This window comes from Klebsiella variicola (genome assembly GCF_000828055.2).
In the GTDB taxonomy this organism is placed as follows: Bacteria; Pseudomonadota; Gammaproteobacteria; order Enterobacterales; family Enterobacteriaceae; genus Klebsiella; species Klebsiella variicola.
On the sequence record NZ_CP010523.2, the window covers coordinates 2,406,433 to 2,429,269 of the forward strand.

Annotated in this window: 25 protein-coding genes; 8 read left to right on the top strand and 17 right to left on the bottom strand. The window is 57.3% G+C overall.

Annotation, left to right across the window (positions count from 1 at the left end; genetic code table 11):
* Window positions 1-183: 183 nt before the first annotated feature.
* A complete protein-coding gene (gene slyB, locus SP68_RS11310; RefSeq protein WP_008804633.1) occupies window positions 184-651 on the bottom strand; it encodes an outer membrane lipoprotein SlyB in 468 nt (155 codons plus the stop codon).
* A 268-nt stretch (window positions 652-919) separates the two neighbouring features.
* Between slyB and anmK the strand changes: the two genes are divergently transcribed.
* From anmK to pdxY, 5 genes are all read left to right on the top strand, one after another.
* Window positions 920-2,044 (top strand): anhydro-N-acetylmuramic acid kinase, encoded by a 1,125-nt coding sequence (gene anmK, locus SP68_RS11315; protein WP_008804634.1) that lies wholly within the window; start codon window positions 920-922, stop codon window positions 2,042-2,044.
* Window positions 2,045-2,136: 92 nt separating this feature from the next.
* Window positions 2,137-2,460, top strand: a complete 324-nt coding sequence (gene mliC, locus SP68_RS11320; protein ID WP_032691200.1) for a C-type lysozyme inhibitor — start codon at window positions 2,137-2,139, stop codon at window positions 2,458-2,460.
* Between the two features lie 57 nt (window positions 2,461-2,517).
* Window positions 2,518-3,174: a pyridoxamine 5'-phosphate oxidase gene (pdxH, locus tag SP68_RS11325; protein WP_032731006.1), complete on the top strand. Its 657-nt coding sequence runs from the start codon at window positions 2,518-2,520 to the stop codon at window positions 3,172-3,174.
* Window positions 3,175-3,298: 124 nt separating this feature from the next.
* Complete coding sequence (tyrS, locus tag SP68_RS11330; RefSeq protein WP_012968045.1) at window positions 3,299-4,573, top strand: tyrosine--tRNA ligase; 1,275 nt, start codon at window positions 3,299-3,301, stop codon at window positions 4,571-4,573.
* Between the two features lie 60 nt (window positions 4,574-4,633).
* Window positions 4,634-5,494: a pyridoxal kinase PdxY gene (pdxY, locus tag SP68_RS11335; protein WP_008804638.1), complete on the top strand. Its 861-nt coding sequence runs from the start codon at window positions 4,634-4,636 to the stop codon at window positions 5,492-5,494.
* Between the two features lie 42 nt (window positions 5,495-5,536).
* Here pdxY and gstA read toward each other — a convergent pair whose 3' ends face one another.
* The 13 genes from gstA to blr form a co-directional block, all read right to left on the bottom strand.
* On the bottom strand, window positions 5,537-6,142 hold the full coding sequence (gstA, locus tag SP68_RS11340) for a glutathione transferase GstA (RefSeq protein ID WP_008804639.1): 606 nt from the start codon (window positions 6,140-6,142) through the stop codon (window positions 5,537-5,539).
* 110 nt (window positions 6,143-6,252) lie between these two features.
* Window positions 6,253-7,758 carry a dipeptide/tripeptide permease DtpA gene (gene dtpA, locus SP68_RS11345; RefSeq protein WP_008804640.1) on the bottom strand — a complete coding sequence of 502 codons (1,506 nt, stop codon included), beginning with the start codon at window positions 7,756-7,758 and terminating at the stop codon, window positions 6,253-6,255.
* A gap of 601 nt (window positions 7,759-8,359) precedes the next feature.
* Entirely contained in the window at window positions 8,360-8,995 is a 636-nt protein-coding gene (gene nth, locus SP68_RS11350; RefSeq protein ID WP_008804641.1) for an endonuclease III, read from the bottom strand.
* A 1-nt stretch (window position 8,996) separates the two neighbouring features.
* Entirely contained in the window at window positions 8,997-9,695 is a 699-nt protein-coding gene (locus tag SP68_RS11355; RefSeq protein WP_008804642.1) for an electron transport complex subunit E, read from the bottom strand.
* Window positions 9,696-9,697: 2 nt separating this feature from the next.
* Complete coding sequence (rsxG, locus tag SP68_RS11360) at window positions 9,698-10,318, bottom strand: electron transport complex subunit RsxG (RefSeq protein WP_032691405.1); 621 nt, start codon at window positions 10,316-10,318, stop codon at window positions 9,698-9,700.
* A gap of 10 nt (window positions 10,319-10,328) precedes the next feature.
* Window positions 10,329-11,381, bottom strand: coding sequence for an electron transport complex subunit RsxD (gene rsxD, locus SP68_RS11365; protein WP_040968580.1), 1,053 nt, complete (start codon window positions 11,379-11,381; stop codon window positions 10,329-10,331).
* A complete protein-coding gene (gene rsxC / locus SP68_RS11370) occupies window positions 11,382-13,745 on the bottom strand; it encodes an electron transport complex subunit RsxC (protein WP_040968579.1) in 2,364 nt (787 codons plus the stop codon).
* Complete coding sequence (gene rsxB, locus SP68_RS11375; RefSeq protein ID WP_008804646.1) at window positions 13,738-14,316, bottom strand: electron transport complex subunit RsxB; 579 nt, start codon at window positions 14,314-14,316, stop codon at window positions 13,738-13,740. The genes rsxC and rsxB overlap by 8 nt, the downstream gene beginning before the upstream one ends.
* Window positions 14,316-14,897 (bottom strand): electron transport complex subunit RsxA, encoded by a 582-nt coding sequence (gene rsxA, locus SP68_RS11380; RefSeq protein ID WP_002907658.1) that lies wholly within the window; start codon window positions 14,895-14,897, stop codon window positions 14,316-14,318. The genes rsxB and rsxA overlap by 1 nt, the downstream gene beginning before the upstream one ends.
* A gap of 78 nt (window positions 14,898-14,975) precedes the next feature.
* Entirely contained in the window at window positions 14,976-15,416 is a 441-nt protein-coding gene (locus SP68_RS11385) for a DUF2569 domain-containing protein (protein WP_008804647.1), read from the bottom strand.
* A gap of 75 nt (window positions 15,417-15,491) precedes the next feature.
* Complete coding sequence (gene ydgT, locus SP68_RS11390; protein WP_004202843.1) at window positions 15,492-15,707, bottom strand: transcription modulator YdgT; 216 nt, start codon at window positions 15,705-15,707, stop codon at window positions 15,492-15,494.
* Between the two features lie 218 nt (window positions 15,708-15,925).
* A complete protein-coding gene (locus tag SP68_RS11395; RefSeq protein WP_008804648.1) occupies window positions 15,926-17,296 on the bottom strand; it encodes a GH1 family beta-glucosidase in 1,371 nt (456 codons plus the stop codon).
* Between the two features lie 115 nt (window positions 17,297-17,411).
* Complete coding sequence (gene blr, locus SP68_RS11400; protein WP_012541534.1) at window positions 17,412-17,549, bottom strand: division septum protein Blr; 138 nt, start codon at window positions 17,547-17,549, stop codon at window positions 17,412-17,414.
* Window positions 17,550-17,739: 190 nt separating this feature from the next.
* On the opposite strand from blr, the gene SP68_RS11405 reads away from it, so the two are divergent.
* The gene (locus SP68_RS11405) at window positions 17,740-18,780 is read left to right on the top strand and encodes an oxidoreductase (RefSeq protein ID WP_008804649.1); all 1,041 of its coding nucleotides are present in this window, start codon (window positions 17,740-17,742) and stop codon (window positions 18,778-18,780) included.
* A 35-nt stretch (window positions 18,781-18,815) separates the two neighbouring features.
* Here the strand turns inward: SP68_RS11405 and add are convergent, their stop codons facing one another.
* Together add and SP68_RS11415 are read right to left on the bottom strand one after the other, a co-directional pair.
* A complete protein-coding gene (gene add / locus SP68_RS11410) occupies window positions 18,816-19,817 on the bottom strand; it encodes an adenosine deaminase (protein WP_012541536.1) in 1,002 nt (333 codons plus the stop codon).
* 157 nt (window positions 19,818-19,974) lie between these two features.
* Window positions 19,975-21,123: an MFS transporter gene (locus tag SP68_RS11415; protein ID WP_032746760.1), complete on the bottom strand. Its 1,149-nt coding sequence runs from the start codon at window positions 21,121-21,123 to the stop codon at window positions 19,975-19,977.
* 275 nt (window positions 21,124-21,398) lie between these two features.
* Here SP68_RS11415 and SP68_RS11420 point away from each other — a divergent pair, with 275 nt between their 5' ends.
* Both SP68_RS11420 and SP68_RS11425 read left to right on the top strand, forming a co-directional pair.
* A complete protein-coding gene (locus SP68_RS11420; RefSeq protein WP_229531811.1) occupies window positions 21,399-21,782 on the top strand; it encodes a winged helix-turn-helix transcriptional regulator in 384 nt (127 codons plus the stop codon).
* Window positions 21,783-22,024: 242 nt separating this feature from the next.
* Window positions 22,025-22,210 (top strand): hypothetical protein, encoded by a 186-nt coding sequence (locus SP68_RS11425; RefSeq protein ID WP_008804653.1) that lies wholly within the window; start codon window positions 22,025-22,027, stop codon window positions 22,208-22,210.
* 9 nt (window positions 22,211-22,219) lie between these two features.
* On the opposite strand, the gene SP68_RS11430 is transcribed toward SP68_RS11425, so the two are convergent.
* Window positions 22,220-22,588, bottom strand: coding sequence for a hypothetical protein (locus SP68_RS11430; protein ID WP_012968055.1), 369 nt, complete (start codon window positions 22,586-22,588; stop codon window positions 22,220-22,222).
* Between the last annotated feature and the right edge of the window lie 249 nt (window positions 22,589-22,837).

Below are 22,837 nucleotides of genomic sequence, written 5' to 3' on the forward strand. Positions count from 1 at the left end.
AGTCGACAAAGTATTATGACAATCTGAGAGTAGTGGGGGCGGTGAGATAAGATATTGCGCAGGCGCAATGATTGATGAACTACTTGAATATAATATATCTGATTGCTAATACGAATCTATTACGGTGGAATAACCGCGGCTGAAAAATACGATGCGGCGCAACGGGCCGCATCGCAAGGGGTGTTATCGAGGAGAAACGGTGACCTGGCTGCCGCTGCCGGCAATGGCGACGCGCTGACCCACAGAGAACGGCGTGCTGCCCTGTTTCTGCACCACCAGAATGGTGTTGCCATCATCCTTACGGATTTCCAGTTCTACGCCCTGGGTTTTGTTCATTGCACCCTGAACGCCCTGGCCTGCGACGCCGCCCGCGACAGCGCCAGCCGCGGTGGCAAGAGAGCGTCCGGTACCGCCGCCGATGGTGTTGCCGAGGAACCCGCCGAGCACTGCACCGCCAATGGCGCCGATGGCATTGCTGTCGTCGCCGCTCTGGATCTGCACGGCGCGCGTATGCACAATCGTACCGTAAGTTACGCTCTGCACCTGTTTGGCTTCAGATGCGGAATAAACGTCGCCGGACAGGCCGCTGCTGCTCACGCAGCCTGCGAGCGTAAAACCAATCATCGATACAGCCAAAACACGTAAAATCATTTATGAATCTCCTGTTCACCGAAGGTGTTCAATTGAACGTCCATACGGTTAATTATATGGCATTTAGTCGCCGGCGGGCATAGCTTCCGCCCTGACTATACAAAAAATAATAATTAATGATGCTTCAACCTAAACTAAACGCCGGTTCTTTACGGTGTTCTCTGAAATGTCGCTCTATTGTTAAAAAGTATTATAACAACATAGCATTAGCGGGCGCTTTATGGTGGAGTGAGGCGTATACGAGGGTCATGGAATGAAGGAAAAACGTATGAGATCGGGTCGCTTTATTGGCGTTATGTCCGGTACCAGCCTTGATGGTATCGATGTCGTATTGGCCGCCATCAACGAAAACATCGTGGCGCAGCAGGCCAGTCTCACCTGGCCCATACCACACCCAATAAAAGAAGAGATCCTCGCGATTTGCCAGGGCCAGTCGTTGACCCTCTCACAACTGGGGCGTCTGGACACTCGTCTGGGGCGGCTGTTTGCCGATGCCGTACTGGCGCTGATGCGCCAGGAAAATCTCAAGCCCACCGACGTTATCGCTATCGGCTGCCATGGACAGACCGTATGGCATGAACCGCAAGGCGACGCGCCGCACACGCTGCAAATCGGCGACAACAACCAGATCGCCGCGCATACCGGAGTCACGGTGGTGGGGGATTTTCGCCGGCGTGATATGGCGCTTGGCGGGCAGGGGGCGCCGTTGGTCCCGGCATTTCATCATGCGCTGCTGGCGCATCCCATTGAACGGCGGATGGTGCTGAATATCGGTGGCATCGCCAACGTGTCGCTGCTGGTGCCGGGGCAGCCGGTGCGCGGCTATGATACCGGGCCGGGAAATATGTTGCTGGACGCCTGGATCTGGCGTCAGCAGGGTAAACCGTATGATAAGGATGCCCAGTGGGCCAGCGAAGGTAAAGTGCTGCTGCCGCTGCTGCAGGACATGCTGAGCGATCCGTGGTTTGCTTTACCGGCGCCGAAAAGCACCGGTCGTGAATATTTCAATTACGGTTGGCTGGAAAAACATCTGGCCCGTTATTCGGGACTGCGTGGGCAGGATGTGCAGGCCACGCTGGCGGAATTAACCGCTGTGACCATCAGTGAGCAGGTATTGTTAAGCGGCGGCTGCGAGCGTTTGTTAGTGTGCGGCGGCGGCGCGCGTAACCCCTTGTTAATGGCGCGCCTGGCGGCACTGCTGCCGGGAACCGAAGTCTCCACCACCGATGAGGCGGGGATCAGCGGCGATGATATGGAGGCGCTGGCCTTTGCCTGGCTGGCCTGGCGCACGCTGGCGGGGCTGCCGGGTAATCTTCCCTCAGTGACCGGCGCCAGCGAAGCCACGGTGCTGGGCGCCATTTTCCCGGCTAACCCGCCGCAGAATCGGAGTTAACTGAAATCTTAAACACGGCGCGACCGGTAAACTGGACAAGTTAAGCGGTGGGCGGAGTGCCCTCCGTGACCGGGAAAGTCGAAGGCAAACGAATGAAAAAAATTCTTATCGCAGTTGTACCTTTTATGCTGGCGGGCTGTAGCTACTACAACCAGTTTGTCGAGCGGATGCAGACGGACACGCTGGAGTATCAATGCGACCAGAAACCGTTAACGGTCCATCGCAATAACACCCGCCAACAGGTGAGTTTTATCTATGATAATCAGCAACTGAACCTGGCTGAGGGGCTGTCGGCTTCGGGGGCGCGCTACACCGACGGCGTCTACGTCTTCTGGTCGAAGGGCGATACCGCTACCGTCTATAAACGCGATCGCATCATCCTCGATAACTGTCAGCTGCAGACGGCCAAACGTTGAGATTTCTGTCGGGGGGGCGCACAATAACGCCACCTTATGACTACATCCTCAATGGCCATGTCTGATAACGACGAACTCCAGCAAATCGCGCACTTGCGCCGTGAATATACCCGTGGCGGTTTGCGTCGCCACGATCTTCCTGCTGAACCCCTGCCGCTGTTTGAACGCTGGCTGCGTCAGGCCTGTGACGCGAAACTCGCAGACCCGACCGCGATGGTGGTTGCTACCGTTGATGAGCGCGGCCAACCTTACCAGCGTATTGTGCTGCTGAAGCATTACGATGAAAAAGGGCTGGTGTTTTATACCAACCTTGGCAGCCGCAAAGCCCATCAGATTGAAAAAAATCCCCAGGTGAGCCTGCTGTTTCCGTGGCATATGCTGGAGCGCCAGGTGATGGTGATCGGCAAAGCGGAGCGCTTGTCGACGCTGGAGGTGGTCAAATATTTCCACAGCCGTCCGCGCGATAGCCAAATCGGCGCCTGGGTCTCCCAGCAGTCCAGTCGCATTTCCGCCCGCGGGATCCTGGAGAGCAAATTCCTCGAGCTGAAGCAGAAATTCCAGCAGGGGGAAGTGCCGCTGCCGAGTTTCTGGGGCGGATTCCGCGTCAGCGTCGAGCAGATGGAGTTCTGGCAGGGGGGCGAACATCGGCTGCATGACCGCTTTTTATACCAGCGTGATAATGGCGCCTGGAAAATAGACCGCCTGGCACCGTAAACGCCGAAATTAGTTATCGAAGCGCTGGCGCTGAAAGGGCCGGCGCTTTATTCTATGTACTTTTCGCATCTGGCGAAAAGTCGTGTACCGGCAGAGGTGCAGTCGTTTATACATGGAGAATTTGATGGCAAGCAGTAACTTGATTAAACAATTGCAAGAGCGGGGGCTGGTAGCCCAGGTGACGGACGAGGAAGCGTTAGCAGAGCGACTGGCGCAAGGCCCGATCGCGCTCTATTGCGGCTTCGATCCTACCGCTGACAGCTTGCATTTGGGGCATCTTGTTCCATTGTTATGCCTGAAACGCTTCCAGCAGGCAGGTCATAAACCTGTAGCGCTGGTGGGCGGCGCAACCGGTCTGATTGGCGACCCAAGCTTTAAAGCCGCTGAGCGTAAGCTAAATACCGAGGATACCGTGCAGGAGTGGGTGGATAAAATCCGCAAACAGGTGGCCCCGTTCCTTGATTTTGACTGTGGCGACAACTCGGCGATCGCGGCGAACAACTATGACTGGTTTGGCAGCATGAACGTGCTGACCTTCCTGCGCGATATCGGCAAACACTTCTCTGTTAACCAGATGATCAACAAAGAAGCGGTGAAGCAGCGTCTGAATCGTGACGATCAGGGTATCTCCTTTACCGAGTTCTCCTACAACCTGCTGCAAGGGTACGACTTTGCCTGCCTGAACAAGCTGCACGGCGTAGCGCTGCAGATCGGCGGCTCCGACCAGTGGGGCAACATCACCTCCGGTATCGATCTGACCCGTCGCCTGCACCAGAACCAGGTGTTTGGCCTGACGGTTCCGCTGATCACCAAAGCAGACGGCACCAAATTCGGTAAAACCGAAGGCGGCGCCGTGTGGCTGGATCCGAAGAAAACCAGTCCGTACAAATTCTACCAGTTCTGGATCAACACCGCGGATGCTGATGTCTATCGCTTCCTCAAGTTCTTCACCTTTATGGACATGGCGGAGATCAATGCTCTGGAAGAAGAAGACAAAAACAGCGGTAAAGCGCCGCGCGCCCAGTACGTGCTGGCAGAGCAGGTGACGCGCCTGGTCCACGGCGAAGAAGGCCTGGAAGCGGCGAAGCGCATTACCGAAAGCCTGTTCAACGGTAACCTGAGCGACCTGAGCGAAGCAGATTTCGAACAGCTGGCGCAGGATGGCGTGCCGATGATCGAAATGGAAAAAGGCGCCGATCTCCTGCAGGCGTTGGTGGATTCCGAGCTGCAGCCGTCCCGCGGTCAGGCGCGTAAAACCGTTGCCTCGAACGCGGTGACCATCAACGGAGAAAAACAGGCCGACCCGGAATATGTATTCAGCGACAGCGACCGTCTGTTCGGCCGCTACACCTTACTGCGTCGCGGTAAAAAGAATTACTGCCTGGTCTGCTGGAAATAAAAAATAAAACCAGGGCGTGGGAAACCACGCCCTTTTTCTTTTTAGGGTTGTGGTAAGAAAATGAAGAACATCCTCGCCATTCAGTCTCACGTTGTGTTTGGCCACGCCGGCAACAGTGCCGCCGAGTTTCCGATGCGCCGTCTGGGCGCCAATGTCTGGCCCCTGAATACCGTTCAGTTCTCCAACCATACGCAATACGGTAAATGGACCGGTTGCGTGATGCCGCCTTCACACCTGACGGAGATCGTCCAGGGCATTGCCGACATCGACAAGCTGCAGACCTGCGATGCGGTTCTGAGCGGCTACCTCGGTTCCGCTGAACAGGGCGAGCATATCCTCGGTATCGTGCGTCAGGTGAAAGCGGCCAATCCGGCGGCGAAGTACTTTTGTGACCCGGTGATGGGCCATCCGGAGAAAGGGTGCATCGTCGCGCCCGGCGTGGCGGAATTCCACGTGCGTTATGCGCTGCCGGCCAGCGATATTATTGCGCCGAATCTGGTTGAGCTGGAGATCCTGTGCGGTCATCCGGTCGCCAGCGTCAGCGAAGCGGTAGCTGCTGCGCGGGAGCTGATTGCCCAGGGGCCGGAGGTGGTGTTGGTTAAACATCTTTCCCGCGCCGGTCTGAGCATGGATCGTTTTGAGATGCTGCTGGTGACGGCCGAAGAAGCCTGGCATATCAGTCGGCCGCTGGTGGATTTTGGCCTGCGTCAGCCGGTTGGCGTCGGCGATGTGACCAGTGGACTGCTGCTGGTGAAACTGCTGCAGGGTGCCAGCCTGCGCGATGCGCTTGAGCACGTTACCGCCGCGGTGTACGAGATCATGCTCACCACCAAAAACATGCAAGAGTATGAACTGCAGGTGGTGGCGGCGCAGGATCGCATTGCCGTACCGGAGCACTGCTTCAGCGCCACCCGGCTGTAACTCCCCGGGCCTGCCCGACGGTCCGCCGGGCAGGTTCAGGCCTTATTTTAAGCCTTCAGCCGCCAGTGCGGCCGCCACCGCCGGACGCGCTGCCACCTGCGCCATCCAGCTGTCGATATGACCATAGGCAGCCATATCCAGTTTTATGCCATAGCCCCAGCGCAGCACGGTGAACAGATAGCCATCGGCGATAGTAAAGCGATGGCCGGTCAGCCACTGTTTATCTTCCAGCGACGTATCAACATACTGCAGTTTCTTCTCGAGCAACGCCCGCGCGACAGGCTTATAGTCTTCCGGGGTATCCGGGCGGAACAGCGGGGTAAAGCCTTTATGCAGCTCGGTGGCCACGTAATTCAGCCACTCCAGGGTCTGGTAGCGGGCAATGGAGCCCACTGGCGCCAGCAGATGGCGGTCCGGCACCTGATCGGCGATGTACTGCATAATAGCCACGCCCTCAGTGAGCAGGATGTCATCATCCAGCAGCAACGCCGGCACCTGACCTTTCGGGTTGATCAGCAGATAATCATCCCCGTTTTCCAGCCGTTTTTTGGCCAGGTCCACGCTCTGCAACGTGAAATCCAGGCCGCTTTCGCGCAGGGCGATATGCGAGGCCAGGGAACAGGCGCCGGGTTTGTAGAACAGTTTCATGCGTAACTCCTCGTGGCTGCAGTTTTCTGTATGTTAGTCCCGCCAGGGGTAAAAAAAAAGCCGCTAACCTAACGTTAGCGGCTTAAAAATAATTGGTTTTCCCTGCGGCGTCAGGCTGCCGCGGTTTCGCGTGCTTTCAGGTCCGCGCTGTCGTCCTGAGTCATACGGTTCAGCTTCGGCGCCGTGAGCAGCATCAGGGCGGCGATAACCGCGGTGACGATACCAATCTGCAGGAACACGTGGCCGTACACTTCCAGCGACACCAGCGGATCGGTGACGTTTTCCGGCACCGCCATCAGGTTGGCGATTTTCCCGGCGATGATCGCCGCGCCGGCGGTAGTGAGGAACCAGCTGCCCATAATGAAGCCCATCAGACGCTGCGGAACCAGCTGAGCGACCATCGCCAGGCCGAGGCCGGAAATCATCAGCTCACCAATAGACTGCAGCGCGTAGCTCAGAATGAGCCAGTTAACCGAGACGATGCCGGCGTCGCTGGCGAACTTCGCGCCTAAAGGCAGGACGAGGAACGCGCCGGAGCACAGTACCATGCCGATAGCGAACTTGTGCGGCATCGGCAGGCGGTCGCCCATCTTGTTATAAATGGCTGCCAGAATAGGGCTACCAATCATGATCCAGAACGGGTTCAGCGCCTGATACTGTTCCGGTTCGAAGGCGATACCGAGGATCGAGTGCTCAACGTTACGAATCGCGAAGAAGTTCAGAGAGGTCGGCATCTGGCTGTACAGTACGAAGAAGACAATCGCTTCTACCATCAGCAGGAAGGCGACGATCATTTTACGACGCGCGGCACCTTTCAGACCGATGGTTTCTTTGGCGAAAATCACAACGATACCCAGTGCGACGACGCCCAGCACCATACGTGCGATGCCCTGGTTGTGCAGCAGCCAGGTGGCGATGGCGACCAGCACCACCACGCCAGCGATGGTCGCCAGCAGTTTGCCCATGTGCACTGGGGCAAAGTCCGGTTTCGAACCGTACTGTTTTACCCATTTCTGGCAGAAAGCAAAGTTAATAATCGTGATCACCATCCCCACCACGCTGAGGGCAAACGCCACGCTCCAGCCGAAGCGAGCGGCCAGCCACGGGGTTGCCAGCATCGAGAAGAACGAACCGATGTTGATGGACATGTAGTACATGGTGAATGCACCGTCCAGACGGGGATCGTTTTTGTCATAGCAGGTAGAAAGCAGGGAGGACGGGTTGGCTTTGAACAGGCCGTTACCGACGGCGATGGTCGCCATACCCATATAGACGATGGCAGCATCATGGCCGGACCAGGCCACCAGCGCATAGCCGATGGCCAGCACGATAGCGCCCAGCATGATGACACGTTTGGTGCCCAGCACTTTATCGCCCAGCCAGCCGCCAATAGCAACCAGACCATAGACCAGCGCGCTAAAGGAGGAGAACAGAGTAATGGAATCCGCTTCCGACATACCCAGCTGTTTTACCAGGTAAACGGCCATGATCCCTTGCAGGCCGTAATAACCAAAACGCTCCCATAACTCGATCGAGAAAATGAGATAGAACGCGCGTGGTTGTTTGAAAGCGTTCAGACTCACGCTTTCTGCTGGTTTATTGTTTGCAGTAGACACATATACCTCTTTTTTTACATCCCATATTTACTGGGGGGTGTTCGGGGCGCAATCTCGTTGGACCGCCGCCTTTATAGTTATTTTGGGAGGGAAAACGGCAGGTAATGTTCACTATCCTGGCGCATCAGGCAAGGCCTTTGTAATAAACTGTTACACATAATGTGGGTGGCATAATGCTCCGGACATCTGAATGTTATCCAGAGTTAAATTTCACCGTTTCGTTATGATTGCTATTTTTATCTTTTTCATCAGTCTGATTTCGTTAAAAAGGCGATATATTCTACTGATTGACCTCATGGGTAGTGATATGGTCCATTATCCTAAAAATTAATGGTCTATTATCCTGGTAATCTTTGCTCAATCGTTGTATTGCCTGACATTTGTTTTCATTTTCACAACATGTAATCAACATAAAGTTGCGAGCATGATCTCGATCACAAATGTATAGAAATTTTGCATCGAGAAAAAATGAAAGCACTGATTGTTCGTTATATAGCCGGATTATTACCCATCATAAGAGACATTTTCTGGTGGTAACGGCGGGTTAAATACACAAATTCGAGCCATAACTCAGGGTTAAGTTATGGCTCAGAAGAAGGGATCAGGCGTAGACTTTCTCTTTAAATTCGCAGAGGTCTTCAATCAGGCAGGAGCCGCAGCGCGGCTTGCGGGCAATGCAGGTATAACGTCCATGCAGGATCAACCAGTGATGACAGTCGACCTTAAACTCGGCGGGGACCACCTTCAGAAGCTTCTCTTCCACTTGCTCAACATTCTTGCCAGGGGCGAATTGCGTCCGATTGCAGACGCGGAAGATGTGCGTGTCCACGGCGATGGTCGGCCAGCCAAAGGCGGTGTTTAGTACCACGTTGGCGGTTTTACGGCCCACGCCGGGCAGCGCCTCCAGCGCCGCTCTGTCTTCCGGCACCTCGCCGTTGTGCTGCTCCAGCAGGATGCGGCAGGTTTTGATGACGTTTTCCGCTTTGCTGTTAAACAGGCCGATAGTCTTGATATACGATTTCACCCCATCCACCCCCAGCGCCAGCATCGCTGCGGGCGTATTGGCCACCGGATAGAGTTTGGCTGTCGCTTTGTTGACGCTGACATCGGTGGCCTGCGCAGAAAGCAGAACGGCAATCAGCAACTCGAACGGCGAACTGAAATGCAGTTCGGTAGTGGGGTGGGGATCGTTTTCCCGCAGCCTGGTGAGGATCGCCAGGCGTTTGGCTTTGTTCATGTTACGCTTTCCCTGTCACGTCAGACGGGGCGACAGAAACGGCCCGGGCCGCTTGCGCCTTCCGCTGCTTGCTACGTTCATCGATGAGGTATTTTACCGCCAGCATCATGCCGAGGCCAATAAAGGCGCCTGGCGGCAGCATAGCCAGCAGGAAGGGGGTATCCGTATGGAAAACCTCGATGCGCAGCACCTTTGCCCAACTACCAAGCAGGCTGTCGGCGCCGTCAAACAGGGTGCCATTGCCAAGGATCTCGCGCAGGGAGCCCAGCACAAACATCGCGCAGGTGGCGCCCATGCCGATAGAAAAGCCATCCAGTGCCGACAGCGCCGGCCCTTTTTTGGCGGCAAAGGCTTCGGCGCGGCCGACCACGATGCAGTTGGTCACAATAAGCGGGATGAAAATCCCCAGCGACTGATAGAGGCCGAAGGCATAGGCGTTGATCAGCATCTGCACGACGCTCACCACCGAGGCGATGATCATCACGTAGATGGGGATCCGGATCTCCGCCGGCGTCCAGCGGCGCAGGCTGGAGATGGTCAGGTTGGTTAAGGTTAGCACCAGGGTGGTCGCCAGACCCAGCCCGAGGGCGTTGGTGGCGGTCGAGGTGACCGCCAGCAGAGGGCACATCCCTAACAGCTGAACCAGGGCGGAGTTATTTTTCCACAGGCCCTGGACGATGACGTCTTTAACTTCGCTCATGGTCATTCTCCACAGGCGGTGAATTCAGGAAGTTGCGCAGGCAGCGTTTGTGCATACAGGCCTGCGCGCTTAACGGCATTGACCACCGCCCGGGGGGTGATGGTGGCGCCGGTGAACTGGTCAAAATCGCCGCCATCTTTTTTGACCGCCCAATGGCTGTCGCCCTGACCGTGGATGACTTTCCCGGCAAAATGGGTGATCCAGTCCGACAGGCGAAGCTCGATTTTATCGCCCAGGCCCGGCGTTTCATGATGCTCGGTCACGCGGGTGCCGAGGACCGTGCCGCTAAAATCGGCAGCAACCAGCAGCTGGATCGCTCCGGAATAGCCGTCCGGCGCGGTGGCTTCCATGACCGCGCCAATCGGCTGATCGTTATTTTTGGCAATCCACACTTTATGCTGGCCTTTGCCCAGCGCCGGGGCGCTGACCAGATAGCAGCTCTTGAGCAGATCGTTATTATAGCGGTCGGCAGGTAAAACCTGGTCGAATAACGCTTTCTGCTGCAGGGCCGCCTGCTGGTCGATGGTGCTTTTGGTCAGCTCATTGATCGCCGCCGTTAGCCCGGTGGAGCCGGCGGCAAAAAGCGCCAGCGTGACGCCGTGTTTTCGCATCGTTTTTAACATCATCGCTCTCTCAACGGTGGCCATACACGCGCGGGCGCGTGTAGTAATCGATCAGCGGCACGGTAATATTCGCCAGCAGAACGGCAAACGCCACGCCGTCCGGGTAACCGCCGAAGCTGCGAATAAGCCACACCAGCAGGCCGGCGAGGGCGCCGAAGATCAGACGTCCGCGGTTGGTTGTCGAGGCCGTCACCGGGTCGGTCAGAATAAAGAAGGCGCCAAGCATGGTGGCCCCGGAGAATAAATGCATCTGCGGCGAGGCCAGACTCTGCGGCGAGAAGATCCAGCCGAGGGTTGCGCACAGGCCAAGGCTGACGAGGAAGCTGACCGGGATATGCCAGCGGATCGCCTTCTGCCACAGCAGAAACAGACCGCCCGCCAGCCAGGCGATATTCACCCACTGCCAGCCGAGGCCCGCCAGTACGCCACCGTAAACCGGCAATTGCAGCACCTGCTGGACGCTATGCCCGGCATGCAGAGAGGTTTTAAAGGTATCCAGCGGGGTGGCCTGGCTGATGCCGTCGATACCCAGTCGCAGGCTGGCCATGTCGCCCCCGGCGGCGGTATGCCCGGTGAAGATCATCTGCAGCACATCGCTGAACGCCGGAACCTGGGCGGCAATTTCATATGAAGGCAGCCAGGAGGTCATCTGTACCGGGAATGAAATCAACAGCACGACGTAGCCGATCATCGCCGGGTTGAAGGGGTTATGGCCTAATCCACCGTACAGCTGCTTGGCGATTACCACGGCAAAGGCAGTGCCGAGCACCACCATCCACCAGGGGGCCAGCGGTGGAATACTCACCGCCAGCAACAGGCCAGTGAGCAGGGCGGAGTTGTCCTTCAGGGTCGCCACAATATGCTGTTTGCGCAGTTTGAGAATAGCGGCTTCCGTTGCCCAGGCCGTCAATGCGGCGAGGACAATCTGCAGTACGGTACCCCAGCCGAAAAACCAGGTCTGGACCACAATGCCAGGCACGGCGGCGAGCAGCACCAGCAGCATAATACGCGAGGTCTGCCGCTGGTTATGGGTATAGGGGGAGCTTGCGATTCTGAAAACCATTTATTCCTCGTTAACTGCCTGCTGTGTTGCTTTACGCGCCTGAACGCGGGCGATAGCCGCGGCGACGGCCGCTTTGCGTGGGTCGTCATTGGCTGCGGCTGACGCGAGATCCGGTTGTGCGGCCTGTTGTTCGGCTTTGCGCGCTTTGGCGCGGGCGATGGCGGCTTCCACCGCGGCTTTACGCGGGTCGACCGGCTCGGCTACCGGGGCTTCCACCGGCGCAGCCTGCTGTTCGGCTTTACGCGCTTTGGCACGGGCGATGGCGGCTTCCACCGCGGCTTTACGCGGGTCGACCGGCTCGGCGACCGGGGCTTCCACCGGCGCGACCTGCTGTTCGGCTTTACGCGCTTTGGCGCGGGCGATGGCGGCTTCCACCGCGGCTTTACGCGGGTCGACCGGCTCGGCTACCGGGGCTTCCACCGGCGCAGCCTGCTGTTCGGCTTTACGCGCTTTGGCACGGGCGATGGCGGCTTCCACCGCGGCTTTACGCGGGTCGACCGGCTCGGCTACCGGGGCTTCCACCGGCGCGACCTGCTGTTCGGCTTTACGCGCTTTGGCGCGGGCGATGGCGGCTTCCACCGCGGCTTTACGCGGGTCGACCGGCTCGGCTACCGGGGCTTCCACCGGCGCGGCCTGCTGTTCGGCTTTACGCGCTTTGGCGCGGGCGATAGCGGCTTCCACCGCCGCCTTGCGTGGATCTGCTGCGTCGGTCGACAGGGTTTCCACCGACACGGCCTGCTGCTGTGCCTTGCGTGCCCGGGCTTCGGCCTTCCGCGCTTCGCGTGCAGCGATCGCCTCGCTGTTATCCGGTTTGGCGCCAGACTGAATCACGATCGGTTGCGCGGCATCACGCTGTTTGTCGCGTACCCGGGCGAGGGCGGCGTTAATCGCATCCTGATCTTTGGCAGCAGGCTGAACGGCGGCTTTTTTATGCCGTTCGGCGCGGGCGGCTTTTTCACGCTCCAGGCGCGCCTGTCGGGCTTCGAATCGCGCTTTAGCTTCTGCGGCGCGCTGCTCTTCCTGGCGAATCGCGCTGATCTCCGCTTTCTCCTGACGGAAGTACTGCACCAGCGGAATATTGCTTGGGCAAACCCACGCGCAGGCGCCGCATTCTATGCAGTCCGCCAGATTGTGCGCGGTGGCTTTATCGTGCTGCTGGCCTTTGCTGAACCAGTACAGCTGCTGCGGCAGCAGATCGGCCGGACAGGCGTCGGCGCAGGCGCTGCAGCGAATGCAGCCTTTCTCTTCCTGCGGCTCGCCCATCTCGCTGGCGGAAGGCGCCAGCAGACAGTTGGTGATCTTCACCACCGGGACATCCAGCCCCGGCAGGGTAAAGCCCATCAGCGGGCCGCCCATGATCACCATTGGCTCGGCGCTGGCGCAGAAGCCGGCGTCGTTAAGCAGATGGCGAACCGGTGTACCAAGGCGCGCCCAGACGTTGCCCGGCCGCGAGACCGCCTCGCCGGTCAGGGTGACCACGCGCTCCGTTAACGGCTCGCCGTCAATCACCGCGCGTTTTATCGCATAGGCCGTCCCCACGTTCTGCATCAGCACGCCAATATCCGACGAACGACCGCCGTGCGGTACCTGCTTGCCGGTGAGAATTTGGGTAAGCTGCTTGGCCCCACCGGAGGGGTATTTAGTGGGGATCACGCGCAGCGAGATGCCATGGGCGTCGCAGAGCACCGCCCGCAGCATCGAAATGGCCTGCGGTTTATTGTCTTCAATGCCGATCAGCACTTCGTCAGGCTGCAGAATATGCGCGAGGATGCGGATCCCGTCGACAATCTGCGCGGCGCAGTCCTGCATCAGGCGGTCGTCCGCCGTGATATAGGGTTCGCATTCGGCGGCGTTAATAATCAGCGTCTTAATTTTATCGCCGCCGCCGCGCAGTTTGCTGCCGGTGGGGAAACCGGCGCCGCCGAGGCCTGCGACGCCAAACTGATGAATGCGTTCGATAAGCGCTTCGCGCGTGCGGACCTGATAATCACTCCAGCCATCGCGCTCAATCCAGCGGTCTTCGCCGTCGGCGTCAATGATCACGCTCATCTCCGCCAGCCCCGAAGGATGAGCGGTGGTGTGCGGGGCGATGGCGGTAACGGTACCGGAGGTCGGGGCGTGTACGGGCAGCATTCTTCCCCATCCGCGGGTCAACGGCTGGCCGCGCAGCACCCGATCGCCCACCTTGACGCACAGTTCGCCTTCGGCGCCAATATGCTGCTTGAGCGGAATGATAAGGCGCTGCGGCAGGGACACCTGGCGCAGTGGGGTACCGTTAGACTGGGTTTTCATTTCGGGCGGATGAATACCGCCGTTAAAATCCCAGACTTTATCTTTTCGGAAAGCGGAAAATAACTTAAACATGTTGTTCCACAGGAATATTGCGCACCGGGATCGCATGGAGATCCCATTTCCAGGTTTCCGGGGTGGTCGCCACCGGAACGAGCGAAATGCACTGGGTCGGGCAGGGGGCTACGCACAGATTACAACCGGTGCACAGGTCGTTCATCACGGTATGCATGGCGCGGGTTGCCCCGACAATCGCATCCACCGGACACGCCTGGATGCATTTGGTGCAGCCAATGCAGTTCGGCTCGTCGATTACCGCGAGCATACGAACTGGCTCCGCCTCCTGTTCATCGCCATCGACCGGCTGCGGGTCGACGTTCAGTAAGGCGGCGATTTTTAACATTACGGCTTCGCCACCCGGCGCACAGCGGTTAATTTTTTCACCCTGGGCACCAACAGCTTCCGCATAGGGACGACAGCCGGGGTAGCCGCACTGCCCGCACTGGCTCTGCGGCAACAGTTCATCAATTTTTTCCACCACCGGGTCGTCCTGCACCGCGAAACGGCGGGAGGCATACCCCAGTATTAAGCCGAAAATCAGCCCTAACAGGCTGATGGCGATCACGGCTATCCAGACTGCGCTCATTACAACTTCACCAAACCACTAAAGCCCATAAAGGCCAGAGACATTAAACCGGCGGTAATCAATGCGATGGCATTACCGCGAAACGGCGCGGGCACATCGGCCACCACCAGGCGTTCGCGGATCGCCGCGAACAGCACCATCACCAGCGAGAAACCGACGGCGGCGGCAAAGCCGTACAGCGCGGACTGCAGGAAATTGTGCCCCAGATTAATATTCAGCAGCGCCACCCCGAGTACGGCACAGTTGGTGGTGATCAGCGGCAGAAAAATACCCAGCAGGCGATAGAGCGCCGGGCTGGTTTTACGCACGACCATTTCAGTGAACTGAACCACCACGGCGATGACCAGAATAAAGGCCAGCGTGCGTAAATAGACCAGATTTAAGGGGATAAGGATCCAGGTATCAATCAGCCAGGCGCAAATAGAGGCCAGCGTCATCACGAAGGTGGTGGCAAGCCCCATCCCCATTGCGGTTTCCAGCTTTTTGGAAACCCCCATAAACGGGCACAGACCAAGAAACTTCACCAGAACGAAGTTATTGACCAGGACTGTACCAATAAAGAGCAGTAAATAATCAGCCATCATGCGACCTGAAACGAAAAAAAGCCGCTTATTATCGAATAAAACGATACCGGCGACAACAGGTTAAGTGTGGGGTTATTACGGATGAACAAAGGTCCGTTTTACCCGCTGGGAACGGCGAAAATAGGGCGCCAGGAGCGCGGCAGCCAAGAGTGGAAACAGCAGCTGGCGCAAAGCAAGGACATCCGAGACGGGAGAGAAGGCAAATGCCTTTATCGCCAGCAGCAGGGTGATGAGCAGCCAGATAATATAGTGCTTAGGGACCAGCGAGCGCCGCTTAAAGAACGCGATGGTCAGCCAGAGCGTGTAATACCACATGGCGACGGCAAACAGCAGCGAAGCGAGCCACAGCGCCAGATGTCCGGTGCTCATGGCGCGGAGCAGGGCATACGTCTGCGTCGACATGAGAGCATTAGCAAAAAACAGCAGCGATAAGGAGGCGCTCAGCAGCGCCACCAGCAACCAGGCCAGCGGTGCCAGCAGCCATCCGCCAATGCGTTCTGCAGATTGAGACGTCATGTTACTCCCCTATTCAACGCCAGTAATGAAAATCAGGCCGGGAAGTATAAGCAACTGGCGTGAAGGATGACAGCCTTACTGCACGAATCGCCAAACGGATTTAGGCACCTGGCCCACATCGAACAATTTACCACCGGAGACCAGCTCTGCCCGGCGGTGGTCGGCCGCACGATACATATTCACGATCTCTTCGGTGTCGGTCAGGGAGTAGTTAAGGTGATCAAATAGTTTTTCAAGACTTTCGAGCGAACTGATTTTGCGGAATTTTAATAAATAGTCCAGAACGGTCATTTTCGTATCCATTTTATAATCGGAATAATTATGTTGAATATTATCAGCATTCACTAAACCTACTCTCAACCAACGGCGCCTTCTGAATGGGGCCGGGTGGAATGATTCAGGTTATATAAACCCATGACAAGGGGCGAGAGCCGACCTTGAAGAGCAGGGAGAAGTTTAAGAATATTCTAAAACCAGACCGGGCGCCGAATGGCGCCCGCAAGAGAAGATTAACGCTGTTCGCCGTGACTGGCAATAACAGATTTGTACCAATAAAAACTCTTCTTTCGTTTGCGTGCCAGATTTTGCTGGTGATCGACATAGACAAAGCCGTACTGCTTTTGATATCCGTTGAGCCAGCTCAGCAGATCGATAAACGACCAGGGATAATAGCCGCGCACATCCGCCCCCAGCGCCAGCGCCTTTTCCAGGGCGCCAATATGGCTGCTCAGGTAGTCGATTCGCGGATCGTCGACCACTTCTCCGGCAATTATCGGGTCTTTCGCTCCCAGGCCATTTTCGGTGATATAGATCGGGATATCGCCATAGCGTTCCTTGATCATCATAATGCCGTCCGTCAGCCCCTGCGGCCAGATTTCCCATCCCCATTCGGTATAGGTGCTCTGCGGATTACGCACGAAATAGAACAACCCCTCCACGCCAGGTTCGCCACCGGTGGGGATGTTGGGCGGCTGGGCGGACACCGTTTCCCGGCGATAGTAATTCAGCCCGATAAAGTCACAGCGATTCTCGCGCAGTAGTGTGTCATCGTCCGGGGCAAAGCGCGGTACCCCCCACAGCGCCTGGGTCTGCGCCAGCAGGGCGGCAGGATAGGTGCCTTTCAGTACCGGGTCGTAAAGCCAGTGGGTGTGGATGGCGTCAGCCAGTTCGGTGGCTTTTTTGTCCGCCTCACTGTCGGTGAGCGGAGTATGCGGCTGTAGCACATTGACGAAGCCAATCTCGCCCGCCACGTTCATCTCGCGGAATGCCTTGACCGCCAGCGCATGGGCGATAAACACGTGATGACACGCCTGAATGGCACGCGCCGGATCGCGCACCGCCGGGGGATGCAGACCATTAATGTAGCCGTGGCCAATGAACACGATGGTTTCGTTAAAGGTCGCCCACAGCTTCACCCGTGAACCAAAGCGCGCATAGCACAGGCGGGCGTACTCGGCGAAGGCCTCGGCGGTAGTGCGTGCTTCCCAGCCACCCTCATCCTGCAGGGCCTGCGGCAGGTCCCAGTGATAGAGGGTGATCATCGGCTCAATATTGTGCGCCAGCAGTTCGTCGATCAGATCGCTGTAAAACTGTACGCCGGCTTCATTCACTTCGCCGCGCCCGGCGGGCAGCAGCCGGGGCCAGGAGATGGAGAATCGATAACTTTGCAGGCCCATTTCGGCCATTAACGCAACGTCTTCGCGAAAACGGTGATAGTGGTCGACTGCGACATCGCCGGTGGTGCCTTCAAAGGTGGTACCCGGCAGGTGAGAGTAGATGTCCCAGATTGACGGTCCTTTACCGTCTGCGTCGTGCCCACCTTCAACCTGATACGCTGCGGTAGCGGCACCCCATAAAAAATTGTGCGGAAAAGCGGCCATGAAAAAGCTCCCAGTCTGATGATAGAGGGAGTGTAATCAAAGCAAGGATAGCTGTGCAACCGGTTTCTGAAACCGGTTGCACAGTTGCGAGGCGGGTCACTGTTTCACGGCGGCGCTACTTTGTCTGCACCACATCCGCTGGCGGTGGCGACTGGTAGTTATCAATATGGTGGGCGATAACCAAAAGCAGTGCGGAAATCCCAAAAACAATCCAGCCAATAAGTTCTACAATACGGGTAAAAACAGTCGTCATAACACTTCAGTATCCTTTGAACACAGTGGGAAATGTTACTCCAAGGTCAGCAGATCACAAGGGGTATCTGTCTGATTTTGCACGCATGCGGGAAAACAGCTGTGAATCAAATGATAAATTTTGCTCATTGTTTGTAAGATTATTCTCATCTACGCGATATTGACATTAGCTGAATAAGTGAGGCGGTAACATGAGTGACGCGATCCGGGTAGGGCTGATAGGCTACGGTTACGCCAGCAAAACGTTTCACGCGCCGCTGATCGGCGGCACGCCGGGCATGGCGCTGACGAGGGTCTCCAGCAGCGAGGCCGGCAAAGTCCATGCCGACTGGCCGGGGGTCAGGGTGGTGAGTGCGGCAAAGGACTTGCTCAACGATCCTGATATTGATCTGGTGGTCATCGCCACCCCGAACGATACCCACTTTCCGCTGGCGAAAGCGGCGCTGGAAGCGGGCAAACATGTGGTGGTGGATAAACCCTTTACCGTGACACTGTCACAAGCACGCGAGCTGGAGAGTCTGGCGAAGCATTGCGGCCGGGTGCTGTCGGTGTTTCATAACCGCCGCTGGGACAGTGACTTCTTAACCGTCAGGGCGTTAATTAACGAAGGTCAGCTGGGGGAAGTGTGTTACTTTGAGTCGCATTTCGATCGCTTCCGCCCCCAGGTGCGTCAGCGCTGGCGTGAGCAGGGTGGTCCCGGAAGTGGCATTTGGTACGATCTGGGGCCACATCTGCTCGATCAAGCGGTGGTGCTCTTTGGCCTGCCGGTGAGTATCACAGTCGATCTCGCTCAACTTCGCCCCGGCGCGCAATCCACCGACTATTTTCATGCCGTGCTGGCCTATCCCCAGCGGCGGGTGGTGCTGCATGGCACATTGCTCGCTGCGGCGGAGAGCGCGCGCTTTATCGTCCACGGCTCGCGGGCCAGCTATATTAAGTTCGGCCTTGATCCTCAGGAGGAACGGCTAAAAAACGGTGAACGACTGCCGCAGGAGGACTGGGGGTATGATATGCGCGACGGTACTCTGACCCGCGCCGAAGGCGACGAACGAAGCGAGGAGACATGGCTGACGCTGCCGGGCAACTATCCCGCCTACTATGCCGCCATTCGCGATGCGCTTAACGGGGAGGGAGAAAACCCGGTCCCGGCCAGCGAGGCGATTCAGATCATGACGTTGATTGAGCTGGGTATCGAGTCGGCCAGACATCGCGCCACGCTCAGCCTGGTGTGAGGGGGAGCCCGGCAGCGCTGCCGCCGGGCCGGTGATCAACCTTTCGCCACCCGCTGAATGAGAGCGGCTTTTTCCTGTTCGCTCAGAAACGCCTGGGTCAGACCGTTGATCTGTGCCTGACGGATCTGCTCCCGGCTCAGGCCCGCCGCCGGCGCCGCCACGGTGTACTCGTGAATGATATCGACGCCCTGCACCGCCGGATCGTCAGTGTTGAGGCTCGCCAGCACGCCGTGCTCAAGGAACTGCTTCAGTGGATGCTGGGCCAGCGAAGCCACGGTGCTGGTTTGCACATTCGAGGTCAGGCACGATTCAATGCCGATCTGATGTTCGGCCAGGTAGTCCATCAGGGCCGGATCCTCTACCGCTTTGACCCCATGACCGATGCGCTCCGCGCCCAGCTCGCGGATGGCCTGCCAGATACTTTCCGGTCCGGCCGCTTCGCCAGCGTGGACGGTAATATGCCAGCCAGCGTCGCGGGCCTGATTAAAATGGTTGAGGAACAGCGCGCCCGGGAAGCCCAGCTCATCACCGGCCAGATCCAGCGCGGTGATGCCCTCGCGGTGGGCGAGCAGCGCCGCCAGCTCTTCCTGACAGGCCGCTTCACCGAAGGTGCGGCTCAGAATGCCGATCAGGCGGGCGTCGACCTGAAAATCGCGGCTGCCTTCACGTACGCCCGCGATCACTGCCTCTACTACGCCGTCGACAGGAAGCTGGTGGGTCATCGCCATATAGCGGGGAGAGAAGCGCAGCTCAACGTAGTGCAGGCCATTGCGCGCGGCGTCTTCGACGTTCTCGTATGCCACGCGACGGCAGGCTTCCAGTGAGGCAAGGACTTTTACCCCCCAGTCGAGCTTGGCAAGAAAACTGACCAGATCGGGCTCAAGGCTGGTGACCTGGACGTGGGGACGCAGCGTGTCGAGGGTGGAAGCGGGAAGGGCGATATTAAACTCGCGGCCAAGATCGAGGATGGTTTGGGCCCGGATGTTACCGTCAAGGTGGCGGTGAATGTCGGTTAATGGCAATGAAGAATCAATCATGGTCGCACTCTTTTTTTAGTTAAAGTGCACGTCATTATACAACATGTACATAACTGTTTAAAAGCATTGAAAAAATCCATTCGATACAAACAGCTGGGGCTTCTCTGGTCACTTTTCCGCTCTTTTTCGCTGCGCCATTTTACAGCGAGCACGACGTTCATGATTGACGCGATCCTGACCAGACCAGAAAAGCACAGGCGCTGACCGCGGCGCCGGCAAGGCAAACCGCCTGCCATCCCCAGTGAGAATAGAGCTGGGTGGCGACGATAGCGCCTGCCGCGCTGCCCAGCGAATAAAAACACATGTAAGCCCCAACCAGGCGGCTTGCCGCTGCAGGCCTGGCGGCAATAATCAGACTCTGGTTGGTGACATGAACGGCCTGCACCGCAAAGTCCAGTGCGATAACGCCCGCTATCAGCCAGAGCAGAGAGGTTTCGGCACAGGCGATAGGCAGCCAGGAGAGCGCCAGCAGCGCCAGCGCCAGGCCGGTCGTGCGCTGCGCCCATCCCTGGTCAGCCCATCTGCCCGCCCTTGAGGCGGCCAGCACGCCAGCGATGCCGGCTAAGCCAAACATCCCTGTCTGGGTGTGCGACAGGGAAAGAGCGGTGAGCGGCATGACCATGGTCGTCCACAGCATGCTGAAAGCGGCGAAGATCAGCAGCGCCAGGATCCCGCGCTTTCTCAGTTGCGGTTCAGTGAGATACAGCTGAAAAACTGACTTCAGTAAGGATAGATAAGTGGGCTTTTGCGGCTGCGGCGGGGGCGAAGGCATGACTTTCCAGACGACGCCGGCAATCAACAACATCAGACAGGCAGCCGTGAGATAAACGGCTCGCCAGCCGGCGATATCAGCGATCGCCCCTGATATAAAACGAGATAACAGAATGCCTGAAACAATGCCGCTGGTCAGGGTACCTACCGCCTGGCCTCGTTTCTGCGGCGTCGCCAGTATCGCCACCCACGCCACCATCAACTGCACCACCACGGCCATCAGCCCGACGATCAGCATGGCACCCAGCAGGATCGCGATATTAGGGGATAACCCTGCCACGACTAACGCCGCCACTGACAGCAACAGCTGAGTCAACACCACGTATTTACGGTTCAACCAGTCCCCGAGCGGAACCAGGAACAGCAAACCAATGGCATAGCCCGCCTGCGTTGCCGTGACGACGCTGCCAATCATACCGGGCGACACCTTCAGGCTGACCGCCATCGAGTCGAGTAAAGGCTGAGCTGAATAAACGTTGGCTACCGCCAGCGCGCAGGTCAATGAAAACAGCGCCGTTATCCCCGCGGTCAGCATCGTGACAGGGGCGGACGCGGTCGGGATCTTGTGCTCGGTACACAAACTTGCCTTGCATTTCATAAGAGGCCTGCACTCTGGTTGCTTTTTAAAACTAGTATGCTTATAAAACTAGCCATAGTGGTTTTCTTTTGCAACTGCTACGAGGGGAGATTAAGCTGGCAACAGCAGACTGATAGACGGAGAGCACGCAGATGGCGAAACAGGAATCACTCAGAACCAGTGAATGTCCGGTGGCAAGAACGCTGGAATCAATTGGAGAACGCTGGTGCCTGATGATTATTCGCGAGGCATTTGACGATGTGCGGCGATTCAGCGAGTTTCAAAAGAATCTAGGGCTGGCCAAAAATATCCTTGCCTCGCGGCTGAAGCACCTGGTCGATATCGGTATTTTCGCGATTTTACCGGCATCGGATGGCAGCGCCTACAAGGAATACGTCCTGACTGAAAAGGGGAGATCTGTGTTTCCCATTGTTGTGGCGATGCGGCAATGGGGAGAGCGTTATATGTTTGATCAGGGGGAAACCTATTCTGTCCTGCTGGATAACGAACACGGTCAGCCGCTTCAGTATCTGGATGTGCGTTCCGCTCAGGGGGATAAACTGCAACCAGGCGACTGCCATCGCCGGCGCGTAGTGTCGGATATCAGCGGCGAATGAAGGTCTGAAGGGGAGCGCGATCCCTGCAAGAGTACGAGCGTACCACTAAGTGGTCCTGGAACCATCCTGACGTCTCTTTTCGTGGCGGCTCCTGATGGCACCCCCAGGACGCCGCGACAGGCGAGCCTCCGTCCGCCGCAGAATGCTGTGCATAATCATTTGCATTTATATTTTATTTGAATGTATTCATGTTACATATTAAATTCTGCTTACTTTATCGACGATGAGGCAAGGATGCGGATGTGGAGAGCGTAATCCATAACAATATTGAGGGTTTTCTGCTGCTGCTATTAAGCATGTGGCCGATTCTGATTGTGGTCTTTATTGGCGTTGCGATTTCATTCTATACCATGCTGTTACGCAAAACGGCGCTGGCCTGCCTGCTGTTCGCCGTCGCTATCGGCGCCGCAGGCTGGAGTCTCGCTTAGCATCCGATCTCAGGGTTTATCCAGCAGACTCATGCTGGAGGTGGCGGCGCCATCATTGAGATTGGACGGTGCATGCCAGTCGCGGCCAGCCAGCGCGCTATCACCCTGGCCGCTGCTGGCGACCGTATCCTGTTGCGTCGACATCGTCGAGCCTTCCAGCGCTTCATCGGCCCCCGACTGATCGGGCAGGGAGCTGGTATACCCGCCATTGTTTGAGTAAGTATCCATACCATTCACTTCATTCGGTACCGTGTCGGTGGTGGTGCCATCATCGTTTATGCAAAATGATCCGCCAATGCCGTTAGGCTGGCAGTCCGCAGCGAAAGCCGGGACAGCCAGCGACGCCAGCAACAATAGCGGTAAGCCGATTTTCTTCATTCTCATCTCCATGCGCAACGTGGCTCGACAGATGCTCTCTACTATAGAGAAGGACAGGGCGGTGGAAGGTGACAAAACTGTTTAATTTTGTAATAGCGTACCGACTGCCGGTTGCCTGTTCGCTTCAGCACGTCGGGGCATGCTGCGCCTTCCCGGGTCGGCGCAATGCGGTAATCAATTGTTAATTCAACGTAAAGGTTAATGAAAATTTAAGAGAAGGCCGCTATGTTGGCGATATCACTCTTTCCA

What these genes read in the sequence shown, in the direction of transcription:
- slyB (WP_008804633.1), bottom strand. Translation starts at nt 651, where the DNA reads ATGATTTTACGTGTTTTGGCTGTATCGATGATTGGTTTTACGCTCGCA.
- anmK (WP_008804634.1), top strand. Translation starts at nt 920, where the DNA reads ATGAGATCGGGTCGCTTTATTGGCGTTATGTCCGGTACCAGCCTTGAT.
- mliC (WP_032691200.1), top strand. Translation starts at nt 2,137, where the DNA reads ATGAAAAAAATTCTTATCGCAGTTGTACCTTTTATGCTGGCGGGCTGT.
- pdxH (WP_032731006.1), top strand. Translation starts at nt 2,518, where the DNA reads ATGTCTGATAACGACGAACTCCAGCAAATCGCGCACTTGCGCCGTGAA.
- tyrS (WP_012968045.1), top strand. Translation starts at nt 3,299, where the DNA reads ATGGCAAGCAGTAACTTGATTAAACAATTGCAAGAGCGGGGGCTGGTA.
- pdxY (WP_008804638.1), top strand. Translation starts at nt 4,634, where the DNA reads ATGAAGAACATCCTCGCCATTCAGTCTCACGTTGTGTTTGGCCACGCC.
- gstA (WP_008804639.1), bottom strand. Translation starts at nt 6,142, where the DNA reads ATGAAACTGTTCTACAAACCCGGCGCCTGTTCCCTGGCCTCGCATATC.
- nth (WP_008804641.1), bottom strand. Translation starts at nt 8,995, where the DNA reads ATGAACAAAGCCAAACGCCTGGCGATCCTCACCAGGCTGCGGGAAAAC.
- SP68_RS11355 (WP_008804642.1), bottom strand. Translation starts at nt 9,695, where the DNA reads ATGAGCGAAGTTAAAGACGTCATCGTCCAGGGCCTGTGGAAAAATAAC.
- rsxG (WP_032691405.1), bottom strand. Translation starts at nt 10,318, where the DNA reads ATGTTAAAAACGATGCGAAAACACGGCGTCACGCTGGCGCTTTTTGCC.
- rsxD (WP_040968580.1), bottom strand. Translation starts at nt 11,381, where the DNA reads ATGGTTTTCAGAATCGCAAGCTCCCCCTATACCCATAACCAGCGGCAG.
- rsxC (WP_040968579.1), bottom strand. Translation starts at nt 13,745, where the DNA reads ATGTTTAAGTTATTTTCCGCTTTCCGAAAAGATAAAGTCTGGGATTTT.
- rsxB (WP_008804646.1), bottom strand. Translation starts at nt 14,316, where the DNA reads ATGAGCGCAGTCTGGATAGCCGTGATCGCCATCAGCCTGTTAGGGCTG.
- rsxA (WP_002907658.1), bottom strand. Translation starts at nt 14,897, where the DNA reads ATGGCTGATTATTTACTGCTCTTTATTGGTACAGTCCTGGTCAATAAC.
- SP68_RS11385 (WP_008804647.1), bottom strand. Translation starts at nt 15,416, where the DNA reads ATGACGTCTCAATCTGCAGAACGCATTGGCGGATGGCTGCTGGCACCG.
- ydgT (WP_004202843.1), bottom strand. Translation starts at nt 15,707, where the DNA reads ATGACCGTTCTGGACTATTTATTAAAATTCCGCAAAATCAGTTCGCTC.
- SP68_RS11395 (WP_008804648.1), bottom strand. Translation starts at nt 17,296, where the DNA reads ATGGCCGCTTTTCCGCACAATTTTTTATGGGGTGCCGCTACCGCAGCG.
- blr (WP_012541534.1), bottom strand. Translation starts at nt 17,549, where the DNA reads ATGACGACTGTTTTTACCCGTATTGTAGAACTTATTGGCTGGATTGTT.
- SP68_RS11405 (WP_008804649.1), top strand. Translation starts at nt 17,740, where the DNA reads ATGAGTGACGCGATCCGGGTAGGGCTGATAGGCTACGGTTACGCCAGC.
- add (WP_012541536.1), bottom strand. Translation starts at nt 19,817, where the DNA reads ATGATTGATTCTTCATTGCCATTAACCGACATTCACCGCCACCTTGAC.
- SP68_RS11415 (WP_032746760.1), bottom strand. Translation starts at nt 21,123, where the DNA reads ATGCTGACCGCGGGGATAACGGCGCTGTTTTCATTGACCTGCGCGCTG.
- SP68_RS11420 (WP_229531811.1), top strand. Translation starts at nt 21,399, where the DNA reads ATGATTATTCGCGAGGCATTTGACGATGTGCGGCGATTCAGCGAGTTT.
- SP68_RS11430 (WP_012968055.1), bottom strand. Translation starts at nt 22,588, where the DNA reads ATGAAGAAAATCGGCTTACCGCTATTGTTGCTGGCGTCGCTGGCTGTC.